Source organism: Nitrospira sp. (assembly GCA_029194675.1).
Classification (GTDB): Bacteria; Nitrospirota; Nitrospiria; order Nitrospirales; family Nitrospiraceae; genus Nitrospira_D.
In genome coordinates, this window is record JARFXP010000001.1 from 634820 (window position 1) to 657676 (window position 22857).

Genomic DNA, 22857 nt, shown 5'->3' on the forward strand with positions numbered 1-22857 from the left:
CTCTCATGCGGCCTTGGACGTAACTGGAAGGAGGTGTTCGCACCAACAACCTGTTAAAACACCTGCACAATAAAACACTTCAGATAGCGCGTCTCCGGCATGTCGGCGAGGATCGGATGGTCGGCGCTTTGGCCTCGTTGTTCGATCAAGCGAATGTCTCGCCTCGCATCACGGGCGGCGAGGCGAATACTGGTCCAGAGATCCGCTTCGGATACTGGATGAGAACAACTACATGTAACCAGAAACCCGTCCGGCTTCAACAATTTCAAACCCAATAGATTGATGTCCTTGTATCCAGCTAACGCGCCAGGCAAGGCCTGTTTGCTACGTGCAAAGGCGGGAGGATCAAGGATGACGAGATCATAGCGTCGGCCGGCCTTCACCAGCTTTCGCATTTCTTCGAAGGCATCGGCTTGGCGATAGGTACAGCGACTCTCCACATGGTTCATCACAGCGTGCCGGCGAGCAATTTCTAGCGCATCTGGACTGACATCGAGACTCTCCACCGACCGCGCTCCAGCCAGGGCCGCATGAATGCCGAAAGCGCCGGTATGACAAAATACTTCCAACACCTCGGCTCCTGCTGCCAACTTCGCCGCAGCCAGCCGATTTTCCCGCTGATCGCAGAACCAGCCGGTCTTCTGCCCCCGTTCGACATCGACGAGAAACTTCGCGGCCCCTTCCTGAGTCTCAACTTGCGTCGGACCGCTGCCGCGAAGAAAGCCTCGCTCCAGGGGCAAGCCTTCGAGTGGCCGACTCTTGGCATCGTTCCGAAGATAGATGCCTGCGCCGTTCAATTCCTTCATCAGTAAATCGGCCAACAGCTCTTTTCTGGAGTCCATGCCAACAGACAGGGTCTGCATGACCAGCAACTGATCATACCGATCAACGATCAGCCCCGGCAGTCGATCCCCTTCTCCATAAATCAAACGGTAAGCATTGGACTGAGCGACGACGCGTTGCCGTAAGTGGATCGCTTGCTGAATTCTTCCCAGCCAGAAGGTCTCGTCGATCGGTTCATCCTGAAACGTCAGCAGGCGGACTCTGATTTTCGAAGCAGGGCTATAGAAGCCGCGCCCGTAGAATCGGCCGTCTGGGGTGAGTACATCGATCAGGCCACCGGCTATTGGTTCACCGACCACTGGTCCCAGGTGGCCGGCATAGAGCCAGAGATGCCGACTCTCTGACCCACGTGATGCGGTGAGGCGAACCTGTGCGGTCTGTGGCATACCTTTTCCCATGCCATGTTGTACCCGACTCTATGAGTAAGTGGTCAAGTACCGGATGAGGAACCTCGCGGCCCCTCAGTTGTTCTTGACGAAGTGTCGTCAGTATGTTTTCCTGATATCAATACGTTCAACCGACCATTGAAAGCATCAGCATGAGCGACAAGGCTACGATCGGATCGGCAGTATTGGATCGCCTGCATCGTCTCGGCGTCCGTCATATCTTCGGAATTCCAGGCGACTATGTCTTGTCTCTCTACCAGCTGATCGAAGCCTCGCCGATCACGCACATCGGGACGACCAGGGAAGATTGCGCCGGCTTTGCAGCTGACGCCTATGCCAGGATTAACGGTATCGGGGCCTTGTGCGTGACCTATTGTGTGGGGGGATTGAATACCGTCAATGCGATTGCCTGCGCCTATGCGGAACGATCGCCGGTGGTCCTGCTCACCGGTTCTCCCGGACTCTCGGAACGAAGCCGCACACCATACTTGCACCATATGGTTCGCGATTTCTCCACGCAACGAGAGGTCTTTGAACGGATGACGGTCGCCGCCGTGACGTTGGACGATCCGTTGACCGCCGAGCGAGAGATGGATCAGGCCTTTTCCGCCCTGCTTCGCTACCGTCGTCCCATTTATATCGAGATCCCCAGAGACAGGGTTCACTGCCCGCTGACAGGAGGCATGAAGCCCTTCTGCATTGCAGATACTCCGAGTGACCCGGCCGCCCTGGAGGAAGCGATCGGTGAGGTGCGGATCATGCTCGCCTCAGCCAAACGACCGGCCATGCTCGTTGGAGCGGAAGTGGGTCGGTTCGGACTTCAGGACGATTTGGCTCGTTTGGTCGAACGCCTCCACATTCCCGTCGCCTCGACGTTGCTCGGCAAATCCATCATCCGCGAGGATCATCCGCTCTACGTCGGCGTCTACGGCGGCCTGATCGGCCGGGACGACGTGCAACGGTTCATCAACGATTCCGACTGCCTGTTGATCCTGGGGTCCATTCTGTCCGATGTTGAAGATCTGGATGCCACGTCGCCCTTACTCTCGGAGGGACGAACCATCCACGCCACCGCCGACCGTGTCGCCATCAAGCATCATCGGTATGAATCCATCAAGTTCCAGGACTTCGTCCAGGGCCTGGTGAAATCTCCGCTTCCTTCCTTTTCCCATTCCCCACGATCGCTCCCATCCCAAACCTGCGTAGTATCCTCACCTCCGAACTTGGACGCCCCGGTGACGCTGGAGGGACTCTTCCGGCATTTAGATACGGTGCTGACCGAAAAGACGGTCGTAATCGCGGACGTCGGCGAGTCACTCTTTGCAGCGGCTGACCTGCACGTGCGCCATCGATTCGAGTTTCTCTCGCCGGCCTACTACACCTCGATGGGATTCGCCGTTCCCGCTGCCTTAGGCGCCTCCTTCGCCGACCCCAGCCTGCGACCGATCGTCCTGGTAGGAGACGGCGCTTTTCAGATGACCGGCACTGAGCTAGCGAGCTGCGTTCGCTACGGGCAGGCTCCGATTGTGATCCTGCTTAATAATCGCGGCTATTCAACTGAACGAGAGATCTTGGACGGTCCCTTCAACGATGTCTATGAATGGCAATATGACAAGGTGTGCGATCTGATCGGGGGTGGGCGGGGCTCGCGGGTAAACACCCAGAGAGAGTTCGAACAGAGCCTCGCCGCCGCCTTTGCGGACCAACATCAGCTGCATCTCCTCAATGTTCTCTTGAGCCCCAGCGATCGATCGCCCGGCATGGTGCGCTTGGCAAGACGCTTGGGCAAGAAGCTTTCTACTGATAAACCATAGGGACAACCCTCCACTCCTGCCTGCTTTCCCCTACAGCTCCATCAGATATTTCCATTAGCTTCCCCGCAACTGATGCGTGAAGCGATGAGAATCTAGGGTTTTTTCCACGAGGTCAGAATGGTATACTCCCTGCACCTTTTCCCCATATTTGTATTTCACTTAGCCGGGGTATAATCTACCCCTCCTCGTCTATCTGACTTTACGCGAGACCGGCTTTCAGTAATAATTAGGGATCCGTAAAAGAGGATACCGTGTCTGACTTTTATCAAAATGGAGTCGTGACGGTTCTCCACCGGCTCGGCCAGTCCAACATTGAGCAACTTGAGCAAGAGCTCGAACGATATGCGAGGACGACTCCGATCGCCTTGGTTCTCCCCTCCCTCTATTCGGAGCTGGAACGGCCGGCTCTCAAGCGAATCGTCGAAATCCTCGGCGAAGTTCGATATGTCAACGAAATCGTCATCTCCTTGGATCAGGCCTCCGCGTTGGAATTCAGACTGGCCAAGCAATTTTTTTCTCAGCTACCCCAACGAGTCCGTGTAATCTGGAACGACGGCGCCCGAATCCAGGCACTATTGAACACACTCGTCTCGCATGAAATCGACATCGGGCTCCAGGGCAAAGGACGAGGATGTTGGACGGCCTACGGCTATGTGCTGGCCCGAGGCCAGAGCCAGGTGATCGCCATTCATGACTGCGATATCGTGAGTTACGATCGTCAGTACCTCGCTCGCCTCTGTTATCCCGTCGCCAATCCGAACCTCGCCTACGAATTTTGCAAAGGATATTACAGCCGCGTGACGGACCGGATGCATGGACGGGTGACGCGTCTCTTCATCACTCCGCTGATCCGCAGCCTACAACTGTTGGTCGGACCGCATCCCCTGCTCTCGTTTCTGGATAGTTTTCGGTACCCGCTGGCCGGTGAATTCGCGATGGTGCGGGATCTGGCCTGGATCAACCGTATTCCAGGCGACTGGGGATTGGAGGTCGGCATGCTGGCGGAGGTATACCGCAATTGTGCGCTCCGGCGGATCTGCCAGGCGGACATCGCCGATGCCTATGAGCATAAGCATCAAACGCTGTCGACCCACAATCCGGATGCAGGCTTGCTCAAGATGTGCATCGATATCACGAAGTCCTTGTTCCGAAACCTGGCAAGCGAAGGTCTGGTCCTCTCGGAAAGCATACTCAAAACATTGCGAGCCACCTATCTCCAAGCCGCGCAAGAAGCGATCAGCCGGTATGAAAATGACGCGGCGATCAACAGCTTGCAGTTTGATCGCCACGAGGAACGGCGCGCCGTCGAAGTCTTTCTACGCGGCATGACCTTGGCGACGGACAGTTTCCTCGGAGATCCGTTGGGAGTCCCGATGATCTCGAACTGGAGCCGCGTCGCCCACGCCGTACCCGATATTTTTCATCGCCTCATGGACGCCGTAGAACAAGACCATGCCTGGGACCCCACAGCGGAAACAAGGCAGCCCGTCTCATGAACACCGGCCTGATCCCACTCACTCCTGAAACCGAAGCGGTGCTGGAAGCGGTGCGCACTGCCGATATTCTGGTCGGCATTCCCAGCTTTAATAATGCGGGCACCGTGGGACATGTCGTTCGGGCCGTCGGAGCCGGTCTGGCAAAATACTTTCACGGCCATCGTGCCGTCCTGGTGAATGCCGACGGCGGCTCCACTGACGATACCGCGGCTATCGTCGCCCATACCATGGTCGATCTGGAACCCCTCTTCATCAGCGATCGACAGAGCACGCTGCACCGAATCATCACGCCCTATTACGGAATCCCCGGCAAGGGCAGCGCGTTTCGCACGATTTTCGAGGTCGCTCGACGGCTCAAAGTCACGGCCTGTGCCGTCGTCGACTCGGACGTCCGCAGCATCACACCCGAGTGGATGGAACTGCTCCTTCATCCGATCATCAAAGAAGGATACGACTATGTGGCTCCGTATTACCGACGCCACAAATATGACGGCACCATCACCAACAGCATCGCCTATCCCCTTACCAGAGCCCTCTATGGACAGGAAGTCCGTCAGCCGATCGGCGGAGACTTCGGATTCACCGGAGCACTGGCCCAACACTATCTCGAGAAACATGTCTGGGAGTCCGATGTCGCGCGCTTCGGGATCGACATCTGGATGACGACCGAAGCCATTACGAGCGGGGCCAAGGTGTGTCAGAGTTTTCTCGGGGCCAAGATTCATGATCCCAAGGATCCTGCCGCCGATCTCTCCTCCATGTTGCGACAGGTGGTGGGCGCCTTGTTCGCCTTGATGGAAGCCCATGCTCCCAGCTGGCTTCCCGTCACAGGTTCGCGAAAGATACCTCTCTTCGGCTTCCAGTATGAGGTGGGAGTTGAGCCGGTGAACGTCAATGTCGAACGGATGGTGGATTTGTTTCATCTCGGGCTTACGGACCTATACGATATTTGGGCACGCATTCTCTCCGAAGACGCACTGGACCACCTGTCCCGTCTTCGGGATGTCCCCATACGTGACTTCCGCATTCCTGATTCGCTCTGGGCCCAGGTTATTTATGATGCGGCCCTCGCGCATCATCGGAGCGTGCTCCCACAAGAACATCTCTTGAAGGCTCTGACCCCTCTCTATTTAGGGAAGACTGCGTCATTCGTGATGGATAGTCAGGGGTTGACAACGGCAGAGGCCGAACACCTGATTGAAGCGCTCTGCCGAACGTTCGAGAAACAGAAAGAATACCTTGTCGCACGTTGGCCTCAGTCTCAAGACGCGCGCGAAGTCATCGGCGCTGCCCACGTGAGGCCTGAAAGGAGCCAGCCATGACTTCAAGCTGGGAACAGACATTACTCGGACCGGTTGCGGCTCTCGGTGAACGCGTCCTCGCCATTCTTCCCAATGTGTTGGCCATGATGATTCTCTTGCTGGTCGGTCTGGGCGCCGCCTGGGGCATGGGGCATTTGATGGAACGATTGCTTCGCATCATCGGTTTGGATCGACTCTGCGATCGGATCGGTATCGCGGCAGCCCTGCTGAGAGGAGGCCTCAAAGCCGATCCGTCCTACATCATCGGTCGCATTACCTACTGGCTGATCGTGATCTTTGCCACCACGGCATCTCTGGGCGCGCTCGACGTTGCTCCGATCAATCAGGCGGCTCAGTCGCTCTTGTCATACATTCCTCATATAGTCACAGCGGCCGTGATCGGGATCATCGGCTATCTCGTCTCGAATTTTGTGTCACAGGCCGTCCTGATCGCTGCCGTGAACGCGGGATTGCCTCCGGCCCGCTGGATCGCAGCCGGGACCCGATGGGGCATTCAACTCTTGACGGTGGCCATGGCGCTCGAACAGTTGGGGATTGCCCAGCACATCGTCGTCGTTGGATTCGGCATCACCTGGGGAGGCCTTGTCCTCGCCGCTGCACTGGCGCTGGGATTGGGCGGTAAGGATCTGGCGAAGGATTTCCTGGAGCGACGTCTGGCCGGACATTCCCGGTCGCAGATCAACGAAGATCTACGACATCTCTAATCCCATGTCACGCTATATTCTCTTCACAGACCTAGACGGCTCTCTGTTGGACAACGACACGTATTCCTTTGACGAGGCGAGACCGGCACTCGAGGCCCTTCGTTCAGAGAACATTCCGGTCATTCTCGTTTCCGGAAAGACCCGCGCGGAAATCGAGCCGCTTCGAGAGCGCCTTGATCACCACAATCCCTTCATCGTTGAGAATGGCGCGGCGGTGTTTGTGCCCCTCCATACCTTTGACTTCCCCCTGGAGCGGTCGCGGCGACGCTCCAGTTATCAGATCATCGAACTCGGTACTCCCTATGCGCTCCTCCGGGATGTACTCCGGCAAATCGAAGAAGCGGTAGGCACACCGCTCCGAGGGTTCGGCGACCTGTCGGTCGACGAAGTCATGGAGAACACAGGGCTCTCCCGAGAAGATGCGCTCCGGGCTATGCTGCGGGAATTCGATGAGCCGTTTCTAGTGAACGGCCCTCCCAAGCTAATCGAGGAAGTCTGCCGCCAGATCGTGAGGCGAGATCTGAATTGGACAAGAGGCGGGCGTTTCTTTCACCTGACGGGAAACAACGACAAGGGTCGGGCCGCAGAAATTCTGCTTCGCTGCTACAAACGGCAGGGTCGATTCGCTAACCTGCCGGACGACATAGAAACCATCGGCATCGGCGATAGCCTCAACGATCTCCCTCTGTTACTGACGGTCGACCATCCGGTGTTGGTACAAAAACCAGACGGCTCGTACGACCCTGAGATCAACCTGCCGAACCTCATTCGCGCACCCGGCATCGGCCCTGTCGGTTGGAATCGTGCCGTCTTGGAACTGCTACGACAGGCCTCGGAAGAAACATCTCATGGGCGACCAGTCAACCTCCGAGCCACATGATCGCCCTCAGTTCGAAACCTGTTGCGTCAGTCCTCTGCCGGATTAATGATATGGAGTCCTGCGGCTTTTGATGCCGCCAATAGCTGGGAATCCGCGCTCACGACGGTCAATCGCAACGGCTTCAGCTCCAATGCCAATGCCAGATGCATCACCTGAGGCGATCGAAGAGACGGATACTCCAAGACCAATTCTTTAGTGGCCAGATAGGTTTCCATCCTCGGTGCGATGAACCGATAGAGTCCCTGCTTGGATTCAATTTCGAACTTATAGAGCACCGAGTAGCAATCATCCCGCGTAATCTGTCCCTCGTGAGCTCGTGCGCACAGAACCGAATAGAAGTCCGTCACGGTCCATGTCGGGACGATCGCAACCTTCCCACGCTTCACCATCAGCTTATTCACGATCCTGGTTCCTCGCTCCATGCTGTAGCGCTTAATGAGTGCGGTTGAGTCGAAATAGTAGTATGGCATCCCCTTACGCCCTCCCCTTCAGAATGATTTCCGCGAGCGGCCCTTGGAGCTTGGAGAGCCTATCTTGTAGTTCATCGAGCGGCGCCTCTTCGTACCCTTCCTTTCGCAAGGTGTCGGCAAGATTACCTCTATTGAAGGACGCCGTGTCTTCCTTCAGTCGGTCATTCAATCGCCGCTTTGCCAGACGGCTTGAAATCTTTTGTCCTGGCTTGGTCAGCCCCCGTCCCCTGCTGCGTGGCGCTCGGCTGACGGATAGTTCATCTGTCTTTTCCACGATGGACGCCTCCTTCTGAAAGAACGTTCAGTTACCGCCTCACCCCTGATTCTTCTCGCGGGCAACTCGCCGGCCTCGTCGCCGTCTCGAGCAACGCGCCCTCGCCGAAAACATGCGCGGCGATCGCCTTCGCGACATCCGACGACAACTCTTGTTGCATCACACGCAGCGTTTTCGCCGTGGCTTCACGTTCTGTCAGATGTCCTTCCTTTCCACCGTGCGCCATCGTCCCAAGGACGCGCCCCGTCCCCGGCTCCACGACCTCGAAATCGCTGCACCACCGAACGTACTTGAAATTTGGGTCGCGCGCCTCAATAGGAAACAGACGGACAGTGCCTCGGACGATCAATTCCGGAGCACCAACCTCTTCATCTTCCGTCCTCGTGGTCACGTGAAGTCCTTCCCGGATCAACCCTTCCGCCAGCGCACGTCCAACCGGCTCCGCATGATCTCCGGACACTTGTACCGCAATCACCAGATTCGTGGCAAGAAATTGCTCCAACTCATCGGATAATTCGTTTACCTGATAGCTGGATGGGGCGCCTTGCCCGCTGGGACGGATCACTCGCAAATCCCTGTTGTATGCCTCGCGCAGAACGAGATTTCTCCCGGCCCGCCGAAGAGCGCGAACCTTGGCGACTTTGTCCGTCGGTTGCCGTGACTCGGCGACATCCGCCTCGATCGCACGGTCCAACGCCGACACCTTCTCCATCAACGCGGCCTCGGCCTGATCACGATTCATCACGCCCAGAGCGTAGTACGACCGGCTGTCCGAGTCGTACCAGACATCCGCAATCCTGACGTTTTCCAGCACTTTGTCGGTCGAGACTTTCGTCACGTTGTCGATCGTGAGTCGCCGCTCGGCATTGGAGACACCGCGATTCTCAACGACCAAATACGATTCCCGGTCCTTTGCCTGCGCCGCGACTTCCGCCTTGAAGATGCGGGCCACGGCCGCATACGCCTGGTCTTCAGCATTGCTTCGAATGTCCGCTTGGCCGACTCCGGTCAAGTAGTGATTCGGCGGATACTCCGAACCCCGACCATCGACCCACCCCGGCTTCTCTTTTCCCGCGAACCAGCTACAGGCGGTCGATGCGGACACCAGCAACCACAGACACAGGAAAACCACAACTCCTTGTCCGAAAGAAGACTCGCCGGTGCGCATCATTGCATCACACGCTGGATGATGAACACCGTCTGGCCGCCGGTCAGCGCGATCGTTTGTCCATCTTTCACCGTCGTCACCCCTTGTCCAGACGGTTGAATGGACACCTGGTACGGACCTGGTCGTACCCACGCCCGAGCCACGTGAATTTCGTCGGGCAAGGTCTGCCAACTTCGCTTGTCGGCCTCTTCCGACGCCACAGCAATCCCCTTCGCCAGCACCTCGACGAGAAGTCCCACCCACGGACCGGCCTCTCTGCCGGCAGCATGCTGAGCTCCCCTGGTGATCCCCTCCGCCAGGGCGAATTTCGTCGCCGCTCGCGCGAGAGCTTTCGCAGTGATCGCTGGTAACCGTTCCGAAAGACTCTTCTCCGCGAGGGCGGTTACATTCTGCACCGGCTCCGATCGTACGGTGACGGAATGGCCGAACGAATCGGTCAGCGTCATACTTTCAGATCCTACCCGCGTCTTTTGCGCAACTAACCGTGGAAGCGCAACGCGGGCCACTTCTCCATTGAGTCCATACAGTATGCTGTCCGCCACACGATCTCGTCGATAGGACGACTGAAAGACCGCTCGATTTAGCAAGACTAACTGTACGGCATCAAGACTAATAGGTAAGTCCAAGAACAGATCCTCTTTGCGCGGAGCCCGACCATTATAGCTGATCATCACGACGTGAGCGAGTTGCTCTTGGGATGATCGAGACTGCCACTCAACATCAGGGAAAGTCTGTCGATACTCGGCAAACTCGGTTGTTAAGCCGAGTGCCTCCGCTGTGCGCAAGAGGTCGGAGCGCAAGGAGGGAGGAACGGACATCTTCGACCACTCCTGCATCGATCCATACGCGTCATAGGCGTTGCGATAGGCAATAAAGGCGTTGTTGAGATCACCGGCTGCCTCGTACAGGATACCGCTCACATACCGCGCAAACCCGTCATTCCGGTACCTATCGGCACCCTTTACTCTGTCACTGAGCACATTCAAACGATGGTCGATACGTCGCACCTCCACCAATGCTTCTTGAAGTTGTCCCTGAGCCGCATAGTTCAAGGCCTTGATGACGTTGATCATGACGTGTTCGTAAGCATCGCCTTCATACGGCAAGACATTGTCGTTAGAGACAAATGCGGCGGTCTCCGAGCGGATGGTTCTGGTATAGAGCCGCTCGACCTCCTCTTCCGCTCGTTCCAATGCCGCACTGCTTTCCTGGTATTGGCCTGCCAGCTGCAGCACCATTCCTCGATCCATTTCATACAGTAACCGCCCCTTTGCTCCATACTCGTTCTCGGTCTGCTCGACGATTGCCGCGGCCCGTTGCGGATCACCGGCAAAGAGGCTTTGTTCAATGAGGCGGTAGCGATTACCGGAAGGACTACACCCGGTCAGGAACAGGAGAACGGCAAGAAACGGCAGCAACGAGATCGGCCCGTGGGTAGAGCGTGGAAGGATGGGGTTCAACAGTGTCCGCGGAACTTAAAAGACGGTGCGTTTCCTTTCAACCACCTTCTTGATCTTCTTCTGCCCGTACCAGATTTTCGCATTGTTCTCCAGATCGATCATCTGGAGATCCACTTGGTAGAAGACCGCTTTGGTTCCGTCGGCTTCGTCAAGAATGGTGGCGATCGTACCCTTCATCATGAAATCGGCCCCGGTCTCTTTTCCTGGGGCTTTCTGCGTCTCTTCGCGCGCGTAGATGGCTTGCTCTTTTCGTTCGGCACGAACTTCATCACGCTCGCCTTTGCCCGCCACGAACGTAACTTTCTGGGAATTGGTGAGTTCTCGTTCCAAATCCGTGATGAAGGTTTGCACGTTGATATGTTCGTGACTGCTGTTCAGGACCGTTCCCACGACGACGACAGGCTGACGTTGGTTCGCCTTTTCGAAATTCCCTAGCCACGGATATTGTAGCGCATCCTTGACCATGGATTCGGCGACCATCCGGGAATCCGTGTCGTTCCACCGGCCGCTCAAATCGATAACGACCGCGGCATCGACACGGGTCACCTTTGTTTCATGTCCGCATCCTGACAACGCAAGGACGACACCCATCACCACGACAAGCGACGACCTCTGCTTCCGAATCACCGTGAACCTCCGAGAAGGGGTGAACTCTCATTCACCATGAGGTTTAGCGAACGCCTCGCTTTTCCTCTTCCTTCTCCAACCGTTCGAACAGACGGTCCGCATTCTTCCGTACGAAGTCCCGGACCTCTTTATTCAGTTCTTTGGCCTGTTCCAAGTTATTCTTCATGTCCTCCAGGCTCAACTTGGTCAACACGTAATAGGTGTCGGTCTTGGGATCCATGTACTGATCAATTCTCCGAACTCCGCTCAGTGTCGTCGTCGTGATGGTCTTGATGGCCCGCTCGACATTCTGTTCTTCCGTATTCCTGGTAAAATCTCCAGCGGTCGTTGAGGCCGCATAGTCTCTCATCAGATACCCGGTGTAGGTATCGAATGTCTTGGCGATCTCGGCTCTCCCGCGATTCTCGGCTGTATCCCAAGCAAGCGGCGCATTCCGGACCCCCACGACCGCCCCCACGCCATAAAAAGCTTTGTTGTCCTTTTCATTAAATGCTCCGGACCCCTTTTGAACCCATTTAGGAGGACCGCCACAAGCCGCAAGTCCCATCACGAGAAGGACGACAAGACCGGAGCCGACCAGCCTTGAATGCATCGTTTGTGACCAGATCATACAATCCTCCTTGGGGTAACTAAGCATATTTGCCGCACGTATAATATCAGGCTAAAAACCTTGAAATTATGCTAACATGCGTTATTTTATCAGTCAACGCAACGCTCGTTTCGAGCGGGTATCGCCATAGACAAGGAGGAAACCCTGTGGCGGACATCCAGATTGAAGACGGTATGATCAGAATTTTGAACTTGGAGATCCAGGATCCCAAGGCTGCTGCAGTACTCTCTGCCTACCCACAGGCACGTTGGGCGGAAATCACCCGTCGAGCGGTCAAGATCGGCCTTGGATACTTGAAAGGTGGCGAGCACGATTAAGGCATTGGGGTGCGATGGGCTTGGCTGACGGTTGCTCGGGCGCGAGCAGCGCAACAGCCGCTCGTATTGAGCCTTCGCCTACTGTTGCCGTTCAGAAGGGGTTTGAGGGCCGGTGCCAAGCGTAAACGCCGACCTCCGTCCTTCGACCAACGCCGTGTCTCCATCACCGTCGATGCGTAGACTCGTCGGATGTTGCACACCGTTGGATGCCACCCCCACCTGTTGCATAAGATAGGCCCCCAGCTCGGAAGCCATGAGCCAGCCGTTTCCATCGAGATCGGCTGAGCCTGACAGCCCGGCCAGCAAAACCTCCACAAAACGACTGCTCTTCTCAACGCGAACGGCGGCTTCTCCTTTACTTGCCGCGCTGATGACTTGCACCGCACGCCGATCCGTATCCGATTCCGGGGCCATCCGTCCTTCCAATGACAGCTCCGGTGGCACAGTGATCTCCCATCCGAATACCGGCGCATCGAAAATCAGGAGCGTATGCTTGGAAGCCGTCCGCCTCGTAAATTCCTTTAAATGCTCAACCGTGATCGACTTCGTTGCGTTGCTGAGCTGTGCGTCAAACGGCACAAGATACCCTCGCTCTTGCCCATCGGAATCCTGTGTAAACTCGGCATGGCCCGCGTAGAAGAACACGAGCCGGTCCATGCGGCCGACTTTTCTGGGCAACATGTCGTCCAAAAGCTGATGGAGGCGCCGCGAGCTTGCATCCTTGTCGTAGAACTCGATCACCTCATCGAACCCCAACCGCCGAAACGCTTCGGCCACCTTTTTGGCATCGCTGATCGCTCCCGGGATGGGAGGAGCCAAGACATAGTTTTCGATCCCAATAATGATCGCCCAGGACTTGTAGTACAGGCCCTCCGGCTTTCCCACTTGAGCCTCAGCAGTCGACAGCGCGACAACCGAAAACATGCCGATCATATGAGCGCCCAGTAAAAGTAGGATTAAAAGCATACGCGACAGGTGTTTCCCAAACTGCCTTGCGCTGTTCATCGAGTCACCCTATCTTCGGCCTAGACAGGTGTCAAGCAACGGAATCGAGATGAACGGCGGCGCCACAATAAGATGGTCTCGAAGATGGTCTCGGAGCAACTGTATGGTTGCAGGCATCCTCGCCTTTCTCCATAATGACGCGTCCACAAGGGACTGCTCTGGAGAAGGAGAGGCAGCCGCCATGAGCGAGAAGATTGAGACCCTCTTGAAGGAAAGGCGGACATACCTGCCCACCGACAAGACGATAGCCGCCGCCTATATCAAAGACTACGAGACCGAGTACAAACGATCCATCGCAGACCCTGAAACATTTTGGAGCCGTGAAGCCAAGGAACTGGACTGGTTCTCTCCTTGGGATAAGGTCCTGGAGTGGAATTACCCATGGGCGAAATGGTTTGTCGGCGCTCGATGCAACATCGCCTACAACTGTCTGGACCGTCACGTCAAGACCTGGCGCAAGAACAAGGTCGCCTTGATCTGGATCGGCGAACAGGATCAGGAACGAATCCTCACCTATGCTGAACTGTACCGACAGGTAAATCGCTGCGCCAACGCCCTCAAAAAGCTTGGCCTCCAGCGAGGCGATCGTGTCACCATCTATCTGCCCAAAATTCCCGAGCAAGTTGTCGCCATGCTGGCCTGCGCCAGGATCGGCCTGATCCACAGCGTCGTCTATTCAGGGTTCAGCGCCCCTGCCCTCGCCAGCCGTATCAACGATGCAGAGTCAAAAGTGGTGATCACCGCCGATGTGGGGTTCGACCGCGGTAAGGCTATCCCATTGAAACCGGTCGTGGACGAGGCTCTCAAAACCTGCCCGACGATCGACCATGTGGTTGTCGTACGCCGCCAGATCCAAAGTCCGCCCCTCTCCGCCCCAAAGGAAATCGACTGGAAGGAGTGGATCGAGAGTGAACGACCGGTTTGCGAAGCGGAGCAGCTGGATGCCGAAGCACCGCTCTATATCCTCTATACGTCCGGCACGACCGGTCAGCCGAAGGGCGTCGTCCATGTCCACGGAGGGTACATGGTCGGCACCTATACGACGACGAAGTATGTGTTCGATCTGAAGGATGATGACGTGTACTTCTGCGTGGCTGATCCGGGGTGGGTCACAGGCCACAGTTATATCGTCTACGGTCCTCTCCTCAATGGTGCAACGATTCTGACCGCGGAAGGGAAACCGGATTATCCGGATCCTGGACGCTGGTGGGATCTCATCGAACGATATGGGGTCTCGATTTTCTATACGACCCCGACCGCGATCCGACTGCTCATGCGCTACGGCGAAGACTGGCCGAAGAAATTCGATCTCTCGACACTCCGTATCCTCGGGAGCGTGGGAGAGCCGATCAACCCGGAAGCCTGGGAATGGTTTCATCGGGTGACAGGCGAAGACAAACCTATTATGGACACCTGGTGGCAGACGGAAACGGGATCGATCTTGGTCACCCCGCTTCCCACCGTGCCGCTGAAGCCAGGCTCGGCCACGCGCCCGTTTCTCGGCATTGAAGCCGATGTCGTCGATCGCGAGGGAAACAGTCTCCCCGCAAACGCCGGCGGCTTTGCCGTCATCAAAAAACCATGGCCGGCTATGATGCGTACCATTTACAAGGATCCTGAGCGTTATAAGGCCTACTGGTCCACCATCCCCAATTGCTACACGGCAGGCGACGTCTGCCATAAGGATGCAGACGGCTATCTGTGGTTCATGGGCCGTGCGGATGACGTGATCAAAGTCGCCGGGAATCGGCTTGGCACAGCTGAAGTGGAAAGCGCATTGGTCAGCCATCCGGCCGTCGCGGAGGCTGCCGTGATCGGCAAACCCCACAAGACGGTCGGTGAGTCCATTAAGGCCTTCATCATTCTGAAACAGGGAGAGCAGGAAAGTCCTGCGCTGATTCAGTCGATCAAGGATCAGGTCCATAAAGAATTGGGCAAGATCGGCGTCCCGGCTGAGATTGATATCGTCTCCTCCCTCCCCAAGACTCGGTCTGGAAAAATTATGCGGCGCGTCCTCAAAGCAAAAGAGCTGGGGCAAGACCCGGGAGATATCTCAACGATCGAAGAGTAGCGTACAGAGAAGTTAGACCCGATCTGGGCCTAGCTGAGTGAGCGGAACGACAGATGAAGAAACCAATGATTTTCGCTGCGGCAATTTCGATCGGTATCATAACCCTGTCCTTACCGGCACTCGGTCCAGAACTCACGCTTGCCGCGGATCAGCAACCAAAGGCCAAACCGCGCTCCAAGACCGTCAAACCCAAGACTGAACCGAAGTTTCACGCAGCCGAAACTGCGGCGAAGGGCAACGCCTGTTCCGGCGTTGCTCCACAGATCGAAAAACTTGTTCCCGATGAAGGGAAACCGGGCATGAAAGTCACGATCAAGGGCGTGGAATTCGGCTCGCCCGGCTGCTTGCGAGGCGTTTCCTTCGGGCCAGGCCACGCGTCCACCTTTACAATGAAAAACGAATCCACCATCATAGCAACAGTCCCAACCGGTGGCCGTAAGGGCCTCGTCATAGTAACCGTCACAACGGCTTCCGGAGAAGATTCCAAAGCCTTCTTGGTCAAATAGGCGAACGGGTCTGCGGTTCTTCAGCATGAAGTGGACTAGAAAACCGGGTGAGCCGATCTATCAGCGACGGCACATGATCGCGCTCGCCCTGGCGGTGGGCCTGCCGGTTGTTCTGTTGCAACTGTACAAGATCTACGTAGGCCCGGTGAGCTTCGATGCACAGATGGGATTTGGGATTCTCGTTTCAATCCTGGCCGGAATCATCCTCTACTACACCTACCGCTCGTCCGCTCGGAATCAGCAGTAACGGCTTCTCAATCAGCGGGTCCTGTCACGGGGTGACCAGCCCCCCGATGGCTAACCTCATGGGGAGCGCATCGGGAAGCGAGTGCCCCCAACTAGTAGTTAGGTGTCTCGCCCTCAAGCCGACCCAAACTGATTTATGACACGACTCAGCATTTCTTTGTCAGTCTTTTCAATCCTCCTAAGAAGCGAAACGGCCGCCTGTTCCATTTCGGCCTTCTTCTCTACCTTCACCTTCTCGATCTCTTCGTAAACATTCTTCAAATCGGCTAAAGCCTTCTTAGCCTTCTCTGAATCCAGGGAACCTTCCCCAACCAGGGGAAGCAACACATCCAATATCAGACCCAGCTGCCTTCCATACGAAGCCTTCTCAAATACTTCCTTTTCGATACTTCCTACACCGGCCTCCGGCTTGATCGCCCCAAAGAACCAACCTAGATCGGGCGAAATATCCTGAAGGACACTTCCGCTTAGGGGAAAATGGACTTGAGGGGACCACATCCAATACCAAGGTAACATGTTGACCTCCGTTTCAGTTAGACCACCGACCTAAGGACACCCAACCATGTCTAGGCCGATCCGCATAACACGCGACGAACATTCACACACCATATGCCATCTGTTTCGTTGTTTCCACAAGGGACGACCGTTTGACCATTCCTCATGAGTTCTTACGCGGATCGGCATAACACCCGTTCCGTGGAGCCGCACAGCTTGTCAGTCGTGGGTTCCTGCGTAGGCGGTGGAACAACCCCACTCATGTGGCTAACCTTTCGGGCGAGAGGCGCGACGTGCCGCCTCCTTCTCAATCCGATGGTTAGGCCTGTTGTGAATCAATGATCCGTTGGATGTTACGTTTCAATCCTGGAAGTTTCTCGTACACCACGTCCCATACCAGCTGATAATCCACCCCAAAGTAACCGTGGATCAGGCGGTCGCGCATCTGAGCAATCGGACGCCACTCAACCGTGGGATGCGATGCCCGGAACTCCTGGGGCAGGTTCTTCACGGCTTCGCCGATAATTTCCAAGCTGCGCACGAACGCACGTCGCAACGTCTCATCAGCTGCAAAACGCTCATAGGTCAGACTCTGACTCTGATCGAGGAGGTACTCGACCTCCACGAGAATATGCCGCAGATAGTCACGCGGCTCGAAGGACATCCATTGCCTCGGCCAAGATGTGCGGCCCAATAAACGGTGAGAGTGACTCAGTGGTGACCACTTCAACCCGATGCTCCAACGTGTCTTCGAGCAGATCCGCCAGCGCCATGAAGCGATCGAAGGTCTTCTCTCTCAGAGCGAACTCGACAAGCACATCAACATCACTGTCGGGGCGAGCCTCGTTGCGAAGCACCGATCCGAAGAGCGCCAGCCGACGAACACCGAGGCGCCGAATCTCGGACTCAACGGTTTGTAGCCGCCGGATCGCCTCGTCACGGGTGAGGGAAATTTTGCTCATGTGGAGAACATACACGAAACATCCGACTGATGCGAGGTGGAAGGCCTAACGCGGGGCTAACCGGCGCGTTGCTGTTTGGCGTGCAGTGGTCGCCGCGACATCCAACAGTCCTCGCAACGCCTCGTTGACCGCTTTAGCCTTCGGGAAGGCTTCGGCAAGTTTGGGTTCGAGAACGACGACGTTTGTCTCCATCGCAAACCGAGCAGCATACTTCCCGCGCACGAGCTTGCCAAAGTCCGAACGTCTGTATTCCGGCCGAAGTTCGTCGACTGCTTTACGACTCCCCTTCTTCATAGATTCTCCTTTCTCGTCTCGTTACCAGCCGAGCACTGATAATGCGAATATGTTCACCTTCATCGGCATGTGCCACAACCACGAGGCGACCCTGGCTCGAATTGCCAAAGGTTACAAAGCGGCGCTCCTCTGCGGAATGTTCTATTTCTCGGCATGCATGCGCAGGGTCATGTTCATGCAACTGGCCGGCGCAGCCTCAAGAAGCTCGTACGGGCGGAAGCCAAGGTTTCCTCCCCCTTTGTCCGGTGTAGTGTCGGACACCGAGGCCTGTACGCCGTTTGTGAACTGTGTCTAAAATTTGGCGGATTGGCTGTCTGTGCGAATCTTGTTGGAGTCTCCGAGAAATGCCTAACGTTTGAGTTCACCCGCTTTGCGGAAGCCGTCGAAGGCGACTGTAGCACGTCGGATGCAGCGAAGGGTTAGGCACCGATGATTTCATTCAGGCCTTCGATGCCCTGAGCCAGTTCCTCAGGGCTCACTTTGCCGAGTCGCTGGCCGATTCGTTCCACTGCCAGCGTGCGAATCTGGCTGATCTTGACCCATGACTGCTTCGGAAGGCCCTTCGACTGAAGCTCAAGCGTGAGAGGGAAGCCCGCTCGTTGCGGTTGGCTCGCGAGCGCAATCGCGATCACCGTGCCGGATCATTCGTTGAACACGTCATGGCTGAAGACCAGCACAGGGCGCCTCCCGGCTTGTTCCTTGCCCCGGACCGGGTTAAGCTCCGCCCACCGAATCTCACCCCTCAGTATTCGGGCCATGTCGCCACATCCTCAGACAGGCCTTCCTCAGCAAGCGTCTTTTCGAAGACGGGATCGAGTTTCGCACACTCCCTAGCCGAGCGGCTTCGGTCCAGGCGAGCGAGTTTCTCCTCCACAGCTTCCTGAATGGCTTGACTCCGGCTGGGAAAGGCGGCTCGCTCCACGAGGGTATCGAGGCGTGCCAGGGTGGATGCATCGAGGGAGATTGCAATTTTTATTCGCGGCATGTCACACCTCCAAGTATGACGATACGTCATACCTCCGGCATGGTCAAACCCCTGACTCTCTCGTGGCCATCCGCCACGCGACCGAACGGGGCCGAGCGCGAATGTCTTGTTGGCATGCCTGGTTAGCCATGTCCGGCAAAACCGATAACAGCAGACCTGATGGCCAATGCCAGACAAAGCGGTGAGTACAGGGCGGTGTCCAAACGGGCAAAGCAGGTATCGCGGATACGGTTCCAGAACCCCACCAATCGGAAGTCTCCAATCGCACGCAGCAGTAACACCAACGCCAACGGGTTAGCCAAGCGCGGACTGAATGAGGTAGTGGCATCGAGAATCGCCTTCATGTGTGGAGCCACGAAGAGAAGAAGGGTGGTTTGCGAACATGGCCCTTGCCAGAGCATTGAGCGGCTAGATCAAACAGGCTTGCTTGCAGCTATGCACGATTCAAGATCCGACCCCGACTTCATCTTCGCATGTTTCCGCTCTGTGGCCGCAGAGCGTTCCCCTCTCCCAGGCTTTCCTGGCACACCAAGATCCGACCCTAATCTCATCTTTCTTACGCGGTCAGCATACCACCCACTCCCGTGAATGGATTCACCGCTGTCCAGCGGACGGCGGACACCTGCTGCTCCACGATGAAGGACAAATCACACAACTAGGGGTCAGAGGGCCCCACATTGTGATCCGTTCGTTATGCGGCGCTTTGGTCTTTCTGATCGGTCGACTTCGCTGGGTCAATCAGTCGATCGCGGTATTGCTCCTGCAGCTTGGCGTAATAAGCCACCAAGCGCACCGGATCGTGGTCAAATCGAGCCGAGATGCGATGACGCACCTCGCGGATTTCGTCGATTGGTTGATCGCTCTTCATGGCTTACCTCCGAGCAGTTCCAATGGCGTTACGATCGATGGCACAAAAAGGCCTAGCATGGTGTTGATGCGACGAATGTGGCCAAACTTGTTGGCGTTAGCCAGATGCTCACAATTCCACGTGACGAGAAAATCGCATTTGTGAAATGAGGCCAGAGCCAGATGCAATGCGTCGCCTGCCGGATCAGCCGGCATCACCATGTGCTGAATGTATGTCTGCACGATCACGGCAATCGACGGCTCGACCGTCAAGACCGGCAGCCCGGCCACAAGCGCCAACCAACCCGCAGAGCGATCGGGAGGGCCGCCAGCCAGCTCATCCAGCACGGCGGGACTCGTCGTAAGTTCGTAGTGATGTCCTGCCTCTGCCCACCACTGCCGTGTCCATTCGCGTCGTGCGACGATCTCGGGAGCAGTACGAGTCTCGTGGTAAAAGCTGGGAATTGTCGTCTCGACGTACACGCGCGGCTTGCTCATGGATGCAGCATACCGCGCTCAGGCTGATGTCTTCAACGGCGCCGACCTGCTGACTCCGCGTTGGACAGATTGGCGTCAGGTGTCTCGACCACCAGGTGAAAGTGATTGTCCATCATGCAATAGGCGTGCAGCAGGAGCTGAAACAGGGCGACGACACGATCGCGGACCCCAAGTCATCGCTGCCGGTCCTCATCGTCCCAAAAGATGTTCTGGCGGGCGTTGCCCCACGCAGTGACGTGGTAGAGTGCGCCACGAAATGCGATGCGCAGTGGGTGGGCCATCGGGCATAGACTAGCTCATCCGTATACACATCACAAGATCTGACCCCATTCTCTCTCCTCAACTTTCCCCCCCTGTGTTAGGATAGAAAAGATTCCTGACCCCTTTTCTGCTCTTCGGCGCTGCCTTGTTGTTTCTCGCGCCCATCCTCTCCAGGAAGCGAACTTGCCGACTGTTCTATTTGACCCGTGTCGGCCTCGGCGCCTTCCACACGCCGTCTTGCGCTTCAACGCTCGGCAGGTAGAGGCGCATGACCATGTAAAATGGGCCTTTCGGCGCGGGCAGCCAGTTCGCTTCCTTGTCCTTGCCCGGCGATTCGTGCTGGATGTAGAAGGTGTAGCCGCCGTCGGCGTTCTTCACCCAGTTGGGCAGCATCGGCGTGTTGAGCAGGTACCGGTTGATCGAATTGGCTACGAGCAGGCGCTGGGGCAGGTTGTACATCGTGATTGACCAGAACGCTTTCGCCGGTGGAAGTTGGTCCCCAGCGAAGGTGATCGTGTATTTGTTGGCGCCGTCCATCGGTTTGCCATCCGCATCGACGGAGATGAACGGGTAGATCACTTCCTCTTTCGGCTGTGCATTGCCGGCGAGGTAAATGCACGTGGCGCGGTAGAGGTAGTTGTTCTTGAGATACTCGCGCGTGCCGTAGCAGTCGCCGGGGGTAATCTCGCCGGTGTTGAGTTTCTGAACGGTGGCATTGATGTCAACCCAGGCGTCGGCCACTCCCTGTTCGATTGCCGTCTTGAGCTCGGGTGAGAGCTTCGCGGGATCGAAGGTGAGTCCCTCGCCGATCCAGACCTTCGCGACGCGCTTCCTGAATTCGACCTCGCTGGGGACGGTTGGAGCGAACTGCAGGAGGTTGTTCAGGACGCTGAAGAACTGCAGCGAGGTCTTTTGTTCAGCCACTGTCAGTGGCTTCACGAAGGTGAGCGGAGTGCGCTTGGGGGTAGGCTGGCCGAGGAACGACGAGAGCGTCTGCACCTTGTACCCGGACTGCACCTTCCTGACGTTGTCGATGTCGCCCGGGTTAAAGAGCTGCGTGCGGAACGCGGCGGTCGCGAGCGGGGTCTCCATACGGAAGACTTTCTTGATGCCCTTCGGCGTCTCGCCCTTCCACGATGGCCCGGCGACCAGGAAGCTCGCGGCGTCGTTGCCGGTCATGCGCGTGCCGAACATTTCGACGTACCCCCAGAGGTCGAAGAGGCTGCACCCGTAGTAGCGCTGCTTCTCGACCTGGGGCACGGTGATCACGATCGGCTCATCGCGCACATCGATGCCGATGAACGAGTAGAGCGTGTCGGCGTTGATGGTCTGGATCGTCGTATCGGCAGGCGTGTAGAGGCGCGCGTTGTTGGCGATGGTGTTCCAGCCGCCCTTGAACTCGGGATTGGTCTTGTCAATGAAGTACGAGTACTGGACGCGGTAGTCGTCCACCAGCGCATACCCCCAGATGTACGCCTCCTTGGCGATGGCGCGAGCTTCCTTGGGCGTAGCGTCCTGTGCGTGGGTGGGCGAACCGAACGCCACCCCGAGTAGGGCAACGAGAACGATGAGGATGAGAGTCTTCACAGTTTGTCTCCTAGTAGTTATTTTCGATCGTGCCGCTCGACGCCGCCGAACTATTGAGTATGCTGACCGGCATAGTTCCGTTACAGTTGCGAAGGGCTCAGCCATTGCACCAGCGCATCGGCTGGGCTCCGGACACCTCGTGGCCCACGATGAAGAGCAGGGGCATAGACCATTGATGAGTTCTGGTTGCCTCAAGCTTTGAACGGACACGCATAACCAACTGCGGCACATTCTCAGCCAATCTACAGACCCCGTCAAGTCGCACTTGCCAGGACCCATCAGAAGTGATTCCATTTTTTGGGCAGGGTTGAACACGCAGGAACCGGAGAGGTATTCACTCAGCTGTGGGCGAAGCAGCGCTGCCCGACCTAAGCTGGCTGCTGAGAACCGAAGGCTGACCGCTATAAATCAGATCAGTCCGCGCTTCTGCAGGTAGTCTTTATCGATGCTGATGGTAGGTTTGGGAAGCTGCCCACGCTCTTGGAGCAGGCGCTCGACGTACTTGCCGATGAGGTCCGATTCAAGGTTGACGGGATCACTCTCCCGCTTCAGGCCGAGCGTCGTCATCTTCGCCGTGTGCGGAATGATGGCGACGGAAAACCTATTGTTGCTCACATCATTGACCGTCAAGCTGATGCCATCGACGGTAATTGGAAAGACAAATAGGGGTCAGATCTTGTATCGTGCATTGTTACTATCATGTGGACTCACGATGCGACTGATCGTCAAA

General features: G+C 56.6%; 28 protein-coding genes and 1 pseudogene. 10 read left to right on the forward strand and 19 right to left on the reverse strand.

The window, feature by feature from the left end; all coding sequences use genetic code 11:
* Positions 1-53: 53 nt before the first annotated feature.
* Positions 54-1229, reverse strand: coding sequence for a class I SAM-dependent rRNA methyltransferase (locus tag P0120_02950; GenBank protein ID MDF0673290.1), 1176 nt, complete (start codon positions 1227-1229; stop codon positions 54-56).
* Between the two features lie 152 nt (positions 1230-1381).
* On the opposite strand from P0120_02950, the gene P0120_02955 reads away from it, so the two are divergent.
* The 5 genes from P0120_02955 to P0120_02975 all read left to right on the forward strand — a co-directional run bounded on the left by P0120_02955 (position 1382) and on the right by P0120_02975 (position 7445).
* A complete protein-coding gene (locus tag P0120_02955; GenBank protein MDF0673291.1) occupies positions 1382-3043 on the forward strand; it encodes a thiamine pyrophosphate-binding protein in 1662 nt (553 codons plus the stop codon).
* Positions 3044-3294: 251 nt separating this feature from the next.
* Positions 3295-4539 carry a glycosyl transferase gene (locus P0120_02960; GenBank protein MDF0673292.1) on the forward strand — a complete coding sequence of 415 codons (1245 nt, stop codon included), beginning with the start codon at positions 3295-3297 and terminating at the stop codon, positions 4537-4539.
* Positions 4536-5861, forward strand: a complete 1326-nt coding sequence (locus P0120_02965; GenBank protein MDF0673293.1) for a glycosyl transferase family 2 — start codon at positions 4536-4538, stop codon at positions 5859-5861. Before P0120_02960 ends, P0120_02965 begins: the two co-directional genes overlap by 4 nt.
* Complete coding sequence (locus tag P0120_02970) at positions 5858-6565, forward strand: hypothetical protein (GenBank protein MDF0673294.1); 708 nt, start codon at positions 5858-5860, stop codon at positions 6563-6565. Before P0120_02965 ends, P0120_02970 begins: the two co-directional genes overlap by 4 nt.
* Before the next feature lie 4 nt (positions 6566-6569).
* Entirely contained in the window at positions 6570-7445 is an 876-nt protein-coding gene (locus P0120_02975) for an HAD-IIB family hydrolase (GenBank protein MDF0673295.1), read from the forward strand.
* Positions 7446-7471: 26 nt separating this feature from the next.
* Here P0120_02975 and P0120_02980 read toward each other — a convergent pair whose 3' ends face one another.
* Genes P0120_02980 through P0120_03005 form a run of 6 tightly spaced genes read right to left on the reverse strand, consistent with a single transcriptional unit; the run spans position 7472 to position 12054 of the window.
* On the reverse strand, positions 7472-7915 hold the full coding sequence (locus tag P0120_02980) for a type II toxin-antitoxin system VapC family toxin (protein ID MDF0673296.1): 444 nt from the start codon (positions 7913-7915) through the stop codon (positions 7472-7474).
* Between the two features lie 4 nt (positions 7916-7919).
* Positions 7920-8189 (reverse strand): hypothetical protein, encoded by a 270-nt coding sequence (locus P0120_02985; protein MDF0673297.1) that lies wholly within the window; start codon positions 8187-8189, stop codon positions 7920-7922.
* A gap of 31 nt (positions 8190-8220) precedes the next feature.
* A complete protein-coding gene (locus P0120_02990) occupies positions 8221-9360 on the reverse strand; it encodes an LPP20 family lipoprotein (protein ID MDF0673298.1) in 1140 nt (379 codons plus the stop codon).
* A complete protein-coding gene (locus P0120_02995) occupies positions 9357-10817 on the reverse strand; it encodes a hypothetical protein (GenBank protein ID MDF0673299.1) in 1461 nt (486 codons plus the stop codon). The genes P0120_02990 and P0120_02995 overlap by 4 nt, the downstream gene beginning before the upstream one ends.
* Positions 10818-10832: 15 nt before the next feature.
* On the reverse strand, positions 10833-11444 hold the full coding sequence (locus P0120_03000; GenBank protein MDF0673300.1) for a penicillin-binding protein activator LpoB: 612 nt from the start codon (positions 11442-11444) through the stop codon (positions 10833-10835).
* A gap of 43 nt (positions 11445-11487) precedes the next feature.
* Entirely contained in the window at positions 11488-12054 is a 567-nt protein-coding gene (locus P0120_03005; GenBank protein ID MDF0673301.1) for a hypothetical protein, read from the reverse strand.
* 146 nt (positions 12055-12200) lie between these two features.
* On the opposite strand from P0120_03005, the gene P0120_03010 reads away from it, so the two are divergent.
* Complete coding sequence (locus P0120_03010) at positions 12201-12371, forward strand: hypothetical protein (GenBank protein MDF0673302.1); 171 nt, start codon at positions 12201-12203, stop codon at positions 12369-12371.
* A 78-nt stretch (positions 12372-12449) separates the two neighbouring features.
* Here the strand turns inward: P0120_03010 and P0120_03015 are convergent, their stop codons facing one another.
* The gene (locus P0120_03015) at positions 12450-13304 is read right to left on the reverse strand and encodes a caspase family protein (protein ID MDF0673303.1); all 855 of its coding nucleotides are present in this window, start codon (positions 13302-13304) and stop codon (positions 12450-12452) included.
* Between the two features lie 253 nt (positions 13305-13557).
* Here P0120_03015 and acs point away from each other — a divergent pair, with 253 nt between their 5' ends.
* From acs to P0120_03030, 3 genes are read left to right on the forward strand one after another with little or no spacing between them, the layout of a single operon-like run.
* Positions 13558-15447 (forward strand): acetate--CoA ligase, encoded by a 1890-nt coding sequence (acs, locus tag P0120_03020; protein ID MDF0673304.1) that lies wholly within the window; start codon positions 13558-13560, stop codon positions 15445-15447.
* A gap of 53 nt (positions 15448-15500) precedes the next feature.
* Positions 15501-15953, forward strand: a complete 453-nt coding sequence (locus tag P0120_03025; GenBank protein MDF0673305.1) for a hypothetical protein — start codon at positions 15501-15503, stop codon at positions 15951-15953.
* 25 nt (positions 15954-15978) lie between these two features.
* Complete coding sequence (locus tag P0120_03030) at positions 15979-16200, forward strand: hypothetical protein (protein ID MDF0673306.1); 222 nt, start codon at positions 15979-15981, stop codon at positions 16198-16200.
* 113 nt (positions 16201-16313) lie between these two features.
* Here the strand turns inward: P0120_03030 and P0120_03035 are convergent, their stop codons facing one another.
* The 9 genes and pseudogenes from P0120_03035 to P0120_03075 all read right to left on the reverse strand — a co-directional run bounded on the left by P0120_03035 (position 16314) and on the right by P0120_03075 (position 20279).
* Entirely contained in the window at positions 16314-16715 is a 402-nt protein-coding gene (locus P0120_03035) for a hypothetical protein (protein ID MDF0673307.1), read from the reverse strand.
* A 298-nt stretch (positions 16716-17013) separates the two neighbouring features.
* Positions 17014-17358, reverse strand: a complete 345-nt coding sequence (locus P0120_03040) for a DUF86 domain-containing protein (protein ID MDF0673308.1) — start codon at positions 17356-17358, stop codon at positions 17014-17016.
* Entirely contained in the window at positions 17339-17656 is a 318-nt protein-coding gene (locus P0120_03045; protein ID MDF0673309.1) for a nucleotidyltransferase family protein, read from the reverse strand. The genes P0120_03040 and P0120_03045 overlap by 20 nt, the downstream gene beginning before the upstream one ends.
* A gap of 45 nt (positions 17657-17701) precedes the next feature.
* The gene (locus tag P0120_03050; protein MDF0673310.1) at positions 17702-17950 is read right to left on the reverse strand and encodes a hypothetical protein; all 249 of its coding nucleotides are present in this window, start codon (positions 17948-17950) and stop codon (positions 17702-17704) included.
* Between the two features lie 419 nt (positions 17951-18369).
* Positions 18370-18708 (reverse strand): annotated as a pseudogene (locus P0120_03055) (type II toxin-antitoxin system PemK/MazF family toxin).
* Positions 18693-18935 (reverse strand): ribbon-helix-helix domain-containing protein, encoded by a 243-nt coding sequence (locus P0120_03060; GenBank protein MDF0673311.1) that lies wholly within the window; start codon positions 18933-18935, stop codon positions 18693-18695. Before P0120_03060 ends, P0120_03055 begins: the two are co-directional and overlap by 16 nt.
* Before the next feature lie 122 nt (positions 18936-19057).
* On the reverse strand, positions 19058-19279 hold the full coding sequence (locus P0120_03065) for a DUF3995 domain-containing protein (protein MDF0673312.1): 222 nt from the start codon (positions 19277-19279) through the stop codon (positions 19058-19060).
* 347 nt (positions 19280-19626) lie between these two features.
* Complete coding sequence (locus P0120_03070; GenBank protein ID MDF0673313.1) at positions 19627-19803, reverse strand: hypothetical protein; 177 nt, start codon at positions 19801-19803, stop codon at positions 19627-19629.
* Positions 19800-20279 carry a type II toxin-antitoxin system VapC family toxin gene (locus P0120_03075; GenBank protein ID MDF0673314.1) on the reverse strand — a complete coding sequence of 160 codons (480 nt, stop codon included), beginning with the start codon at positions 20277-20279 and terminating at the stop codon, positions 19800-19802. Before P0120_03075 ends, P0120_03070 begins: the two co-directional genes overlap by 4 nt.
* Positions 20280-20374: 95 nt before the next feature.
* Here P0120_03075 and P0120_03080 point away from each other — a divergent pair, with 95 nt between their 5' ends.
* Positions 20375-20569 (forward strand): hypothetical protein, encoded by a 195-nt coding sequence (locus P0120_03080; GenBank protein ID MDF0673315.1) that lies wholly within the window; start codon positions 20375-20377, stop codon positions 20567-20569.
* A gap of 166 nt (positions 20570-20735) precedes the next feature.
* On the opposite strand, the gene P0120_03085 is transcribed toward P0120_03080, so the two are convergent.
* Entirely contained in the window at positions 20736-22127 is a 1392-nt protein-coding gene (locus P0120_03085) for a DUF1214 domain-containing protein (GenBank protein MDF0673316.1), read from the reverse strand.
* A gap of 408 nt (positions 22128-22535) precedes the next feature.
* The gene (locus P0120_03090; GenBank protein ID MDF0673317.1) at positions 22536-22778 is read right to left on the reverse strand and encodes a hypothetical protein; all 243 of its coding nucleotides are present in this window, start codon (positions 22776-22778) and stop codon (positions 22536-22538) included.
* Between the last annotated feature and the right edge of the window lie 79 nt (positions 22779-22857).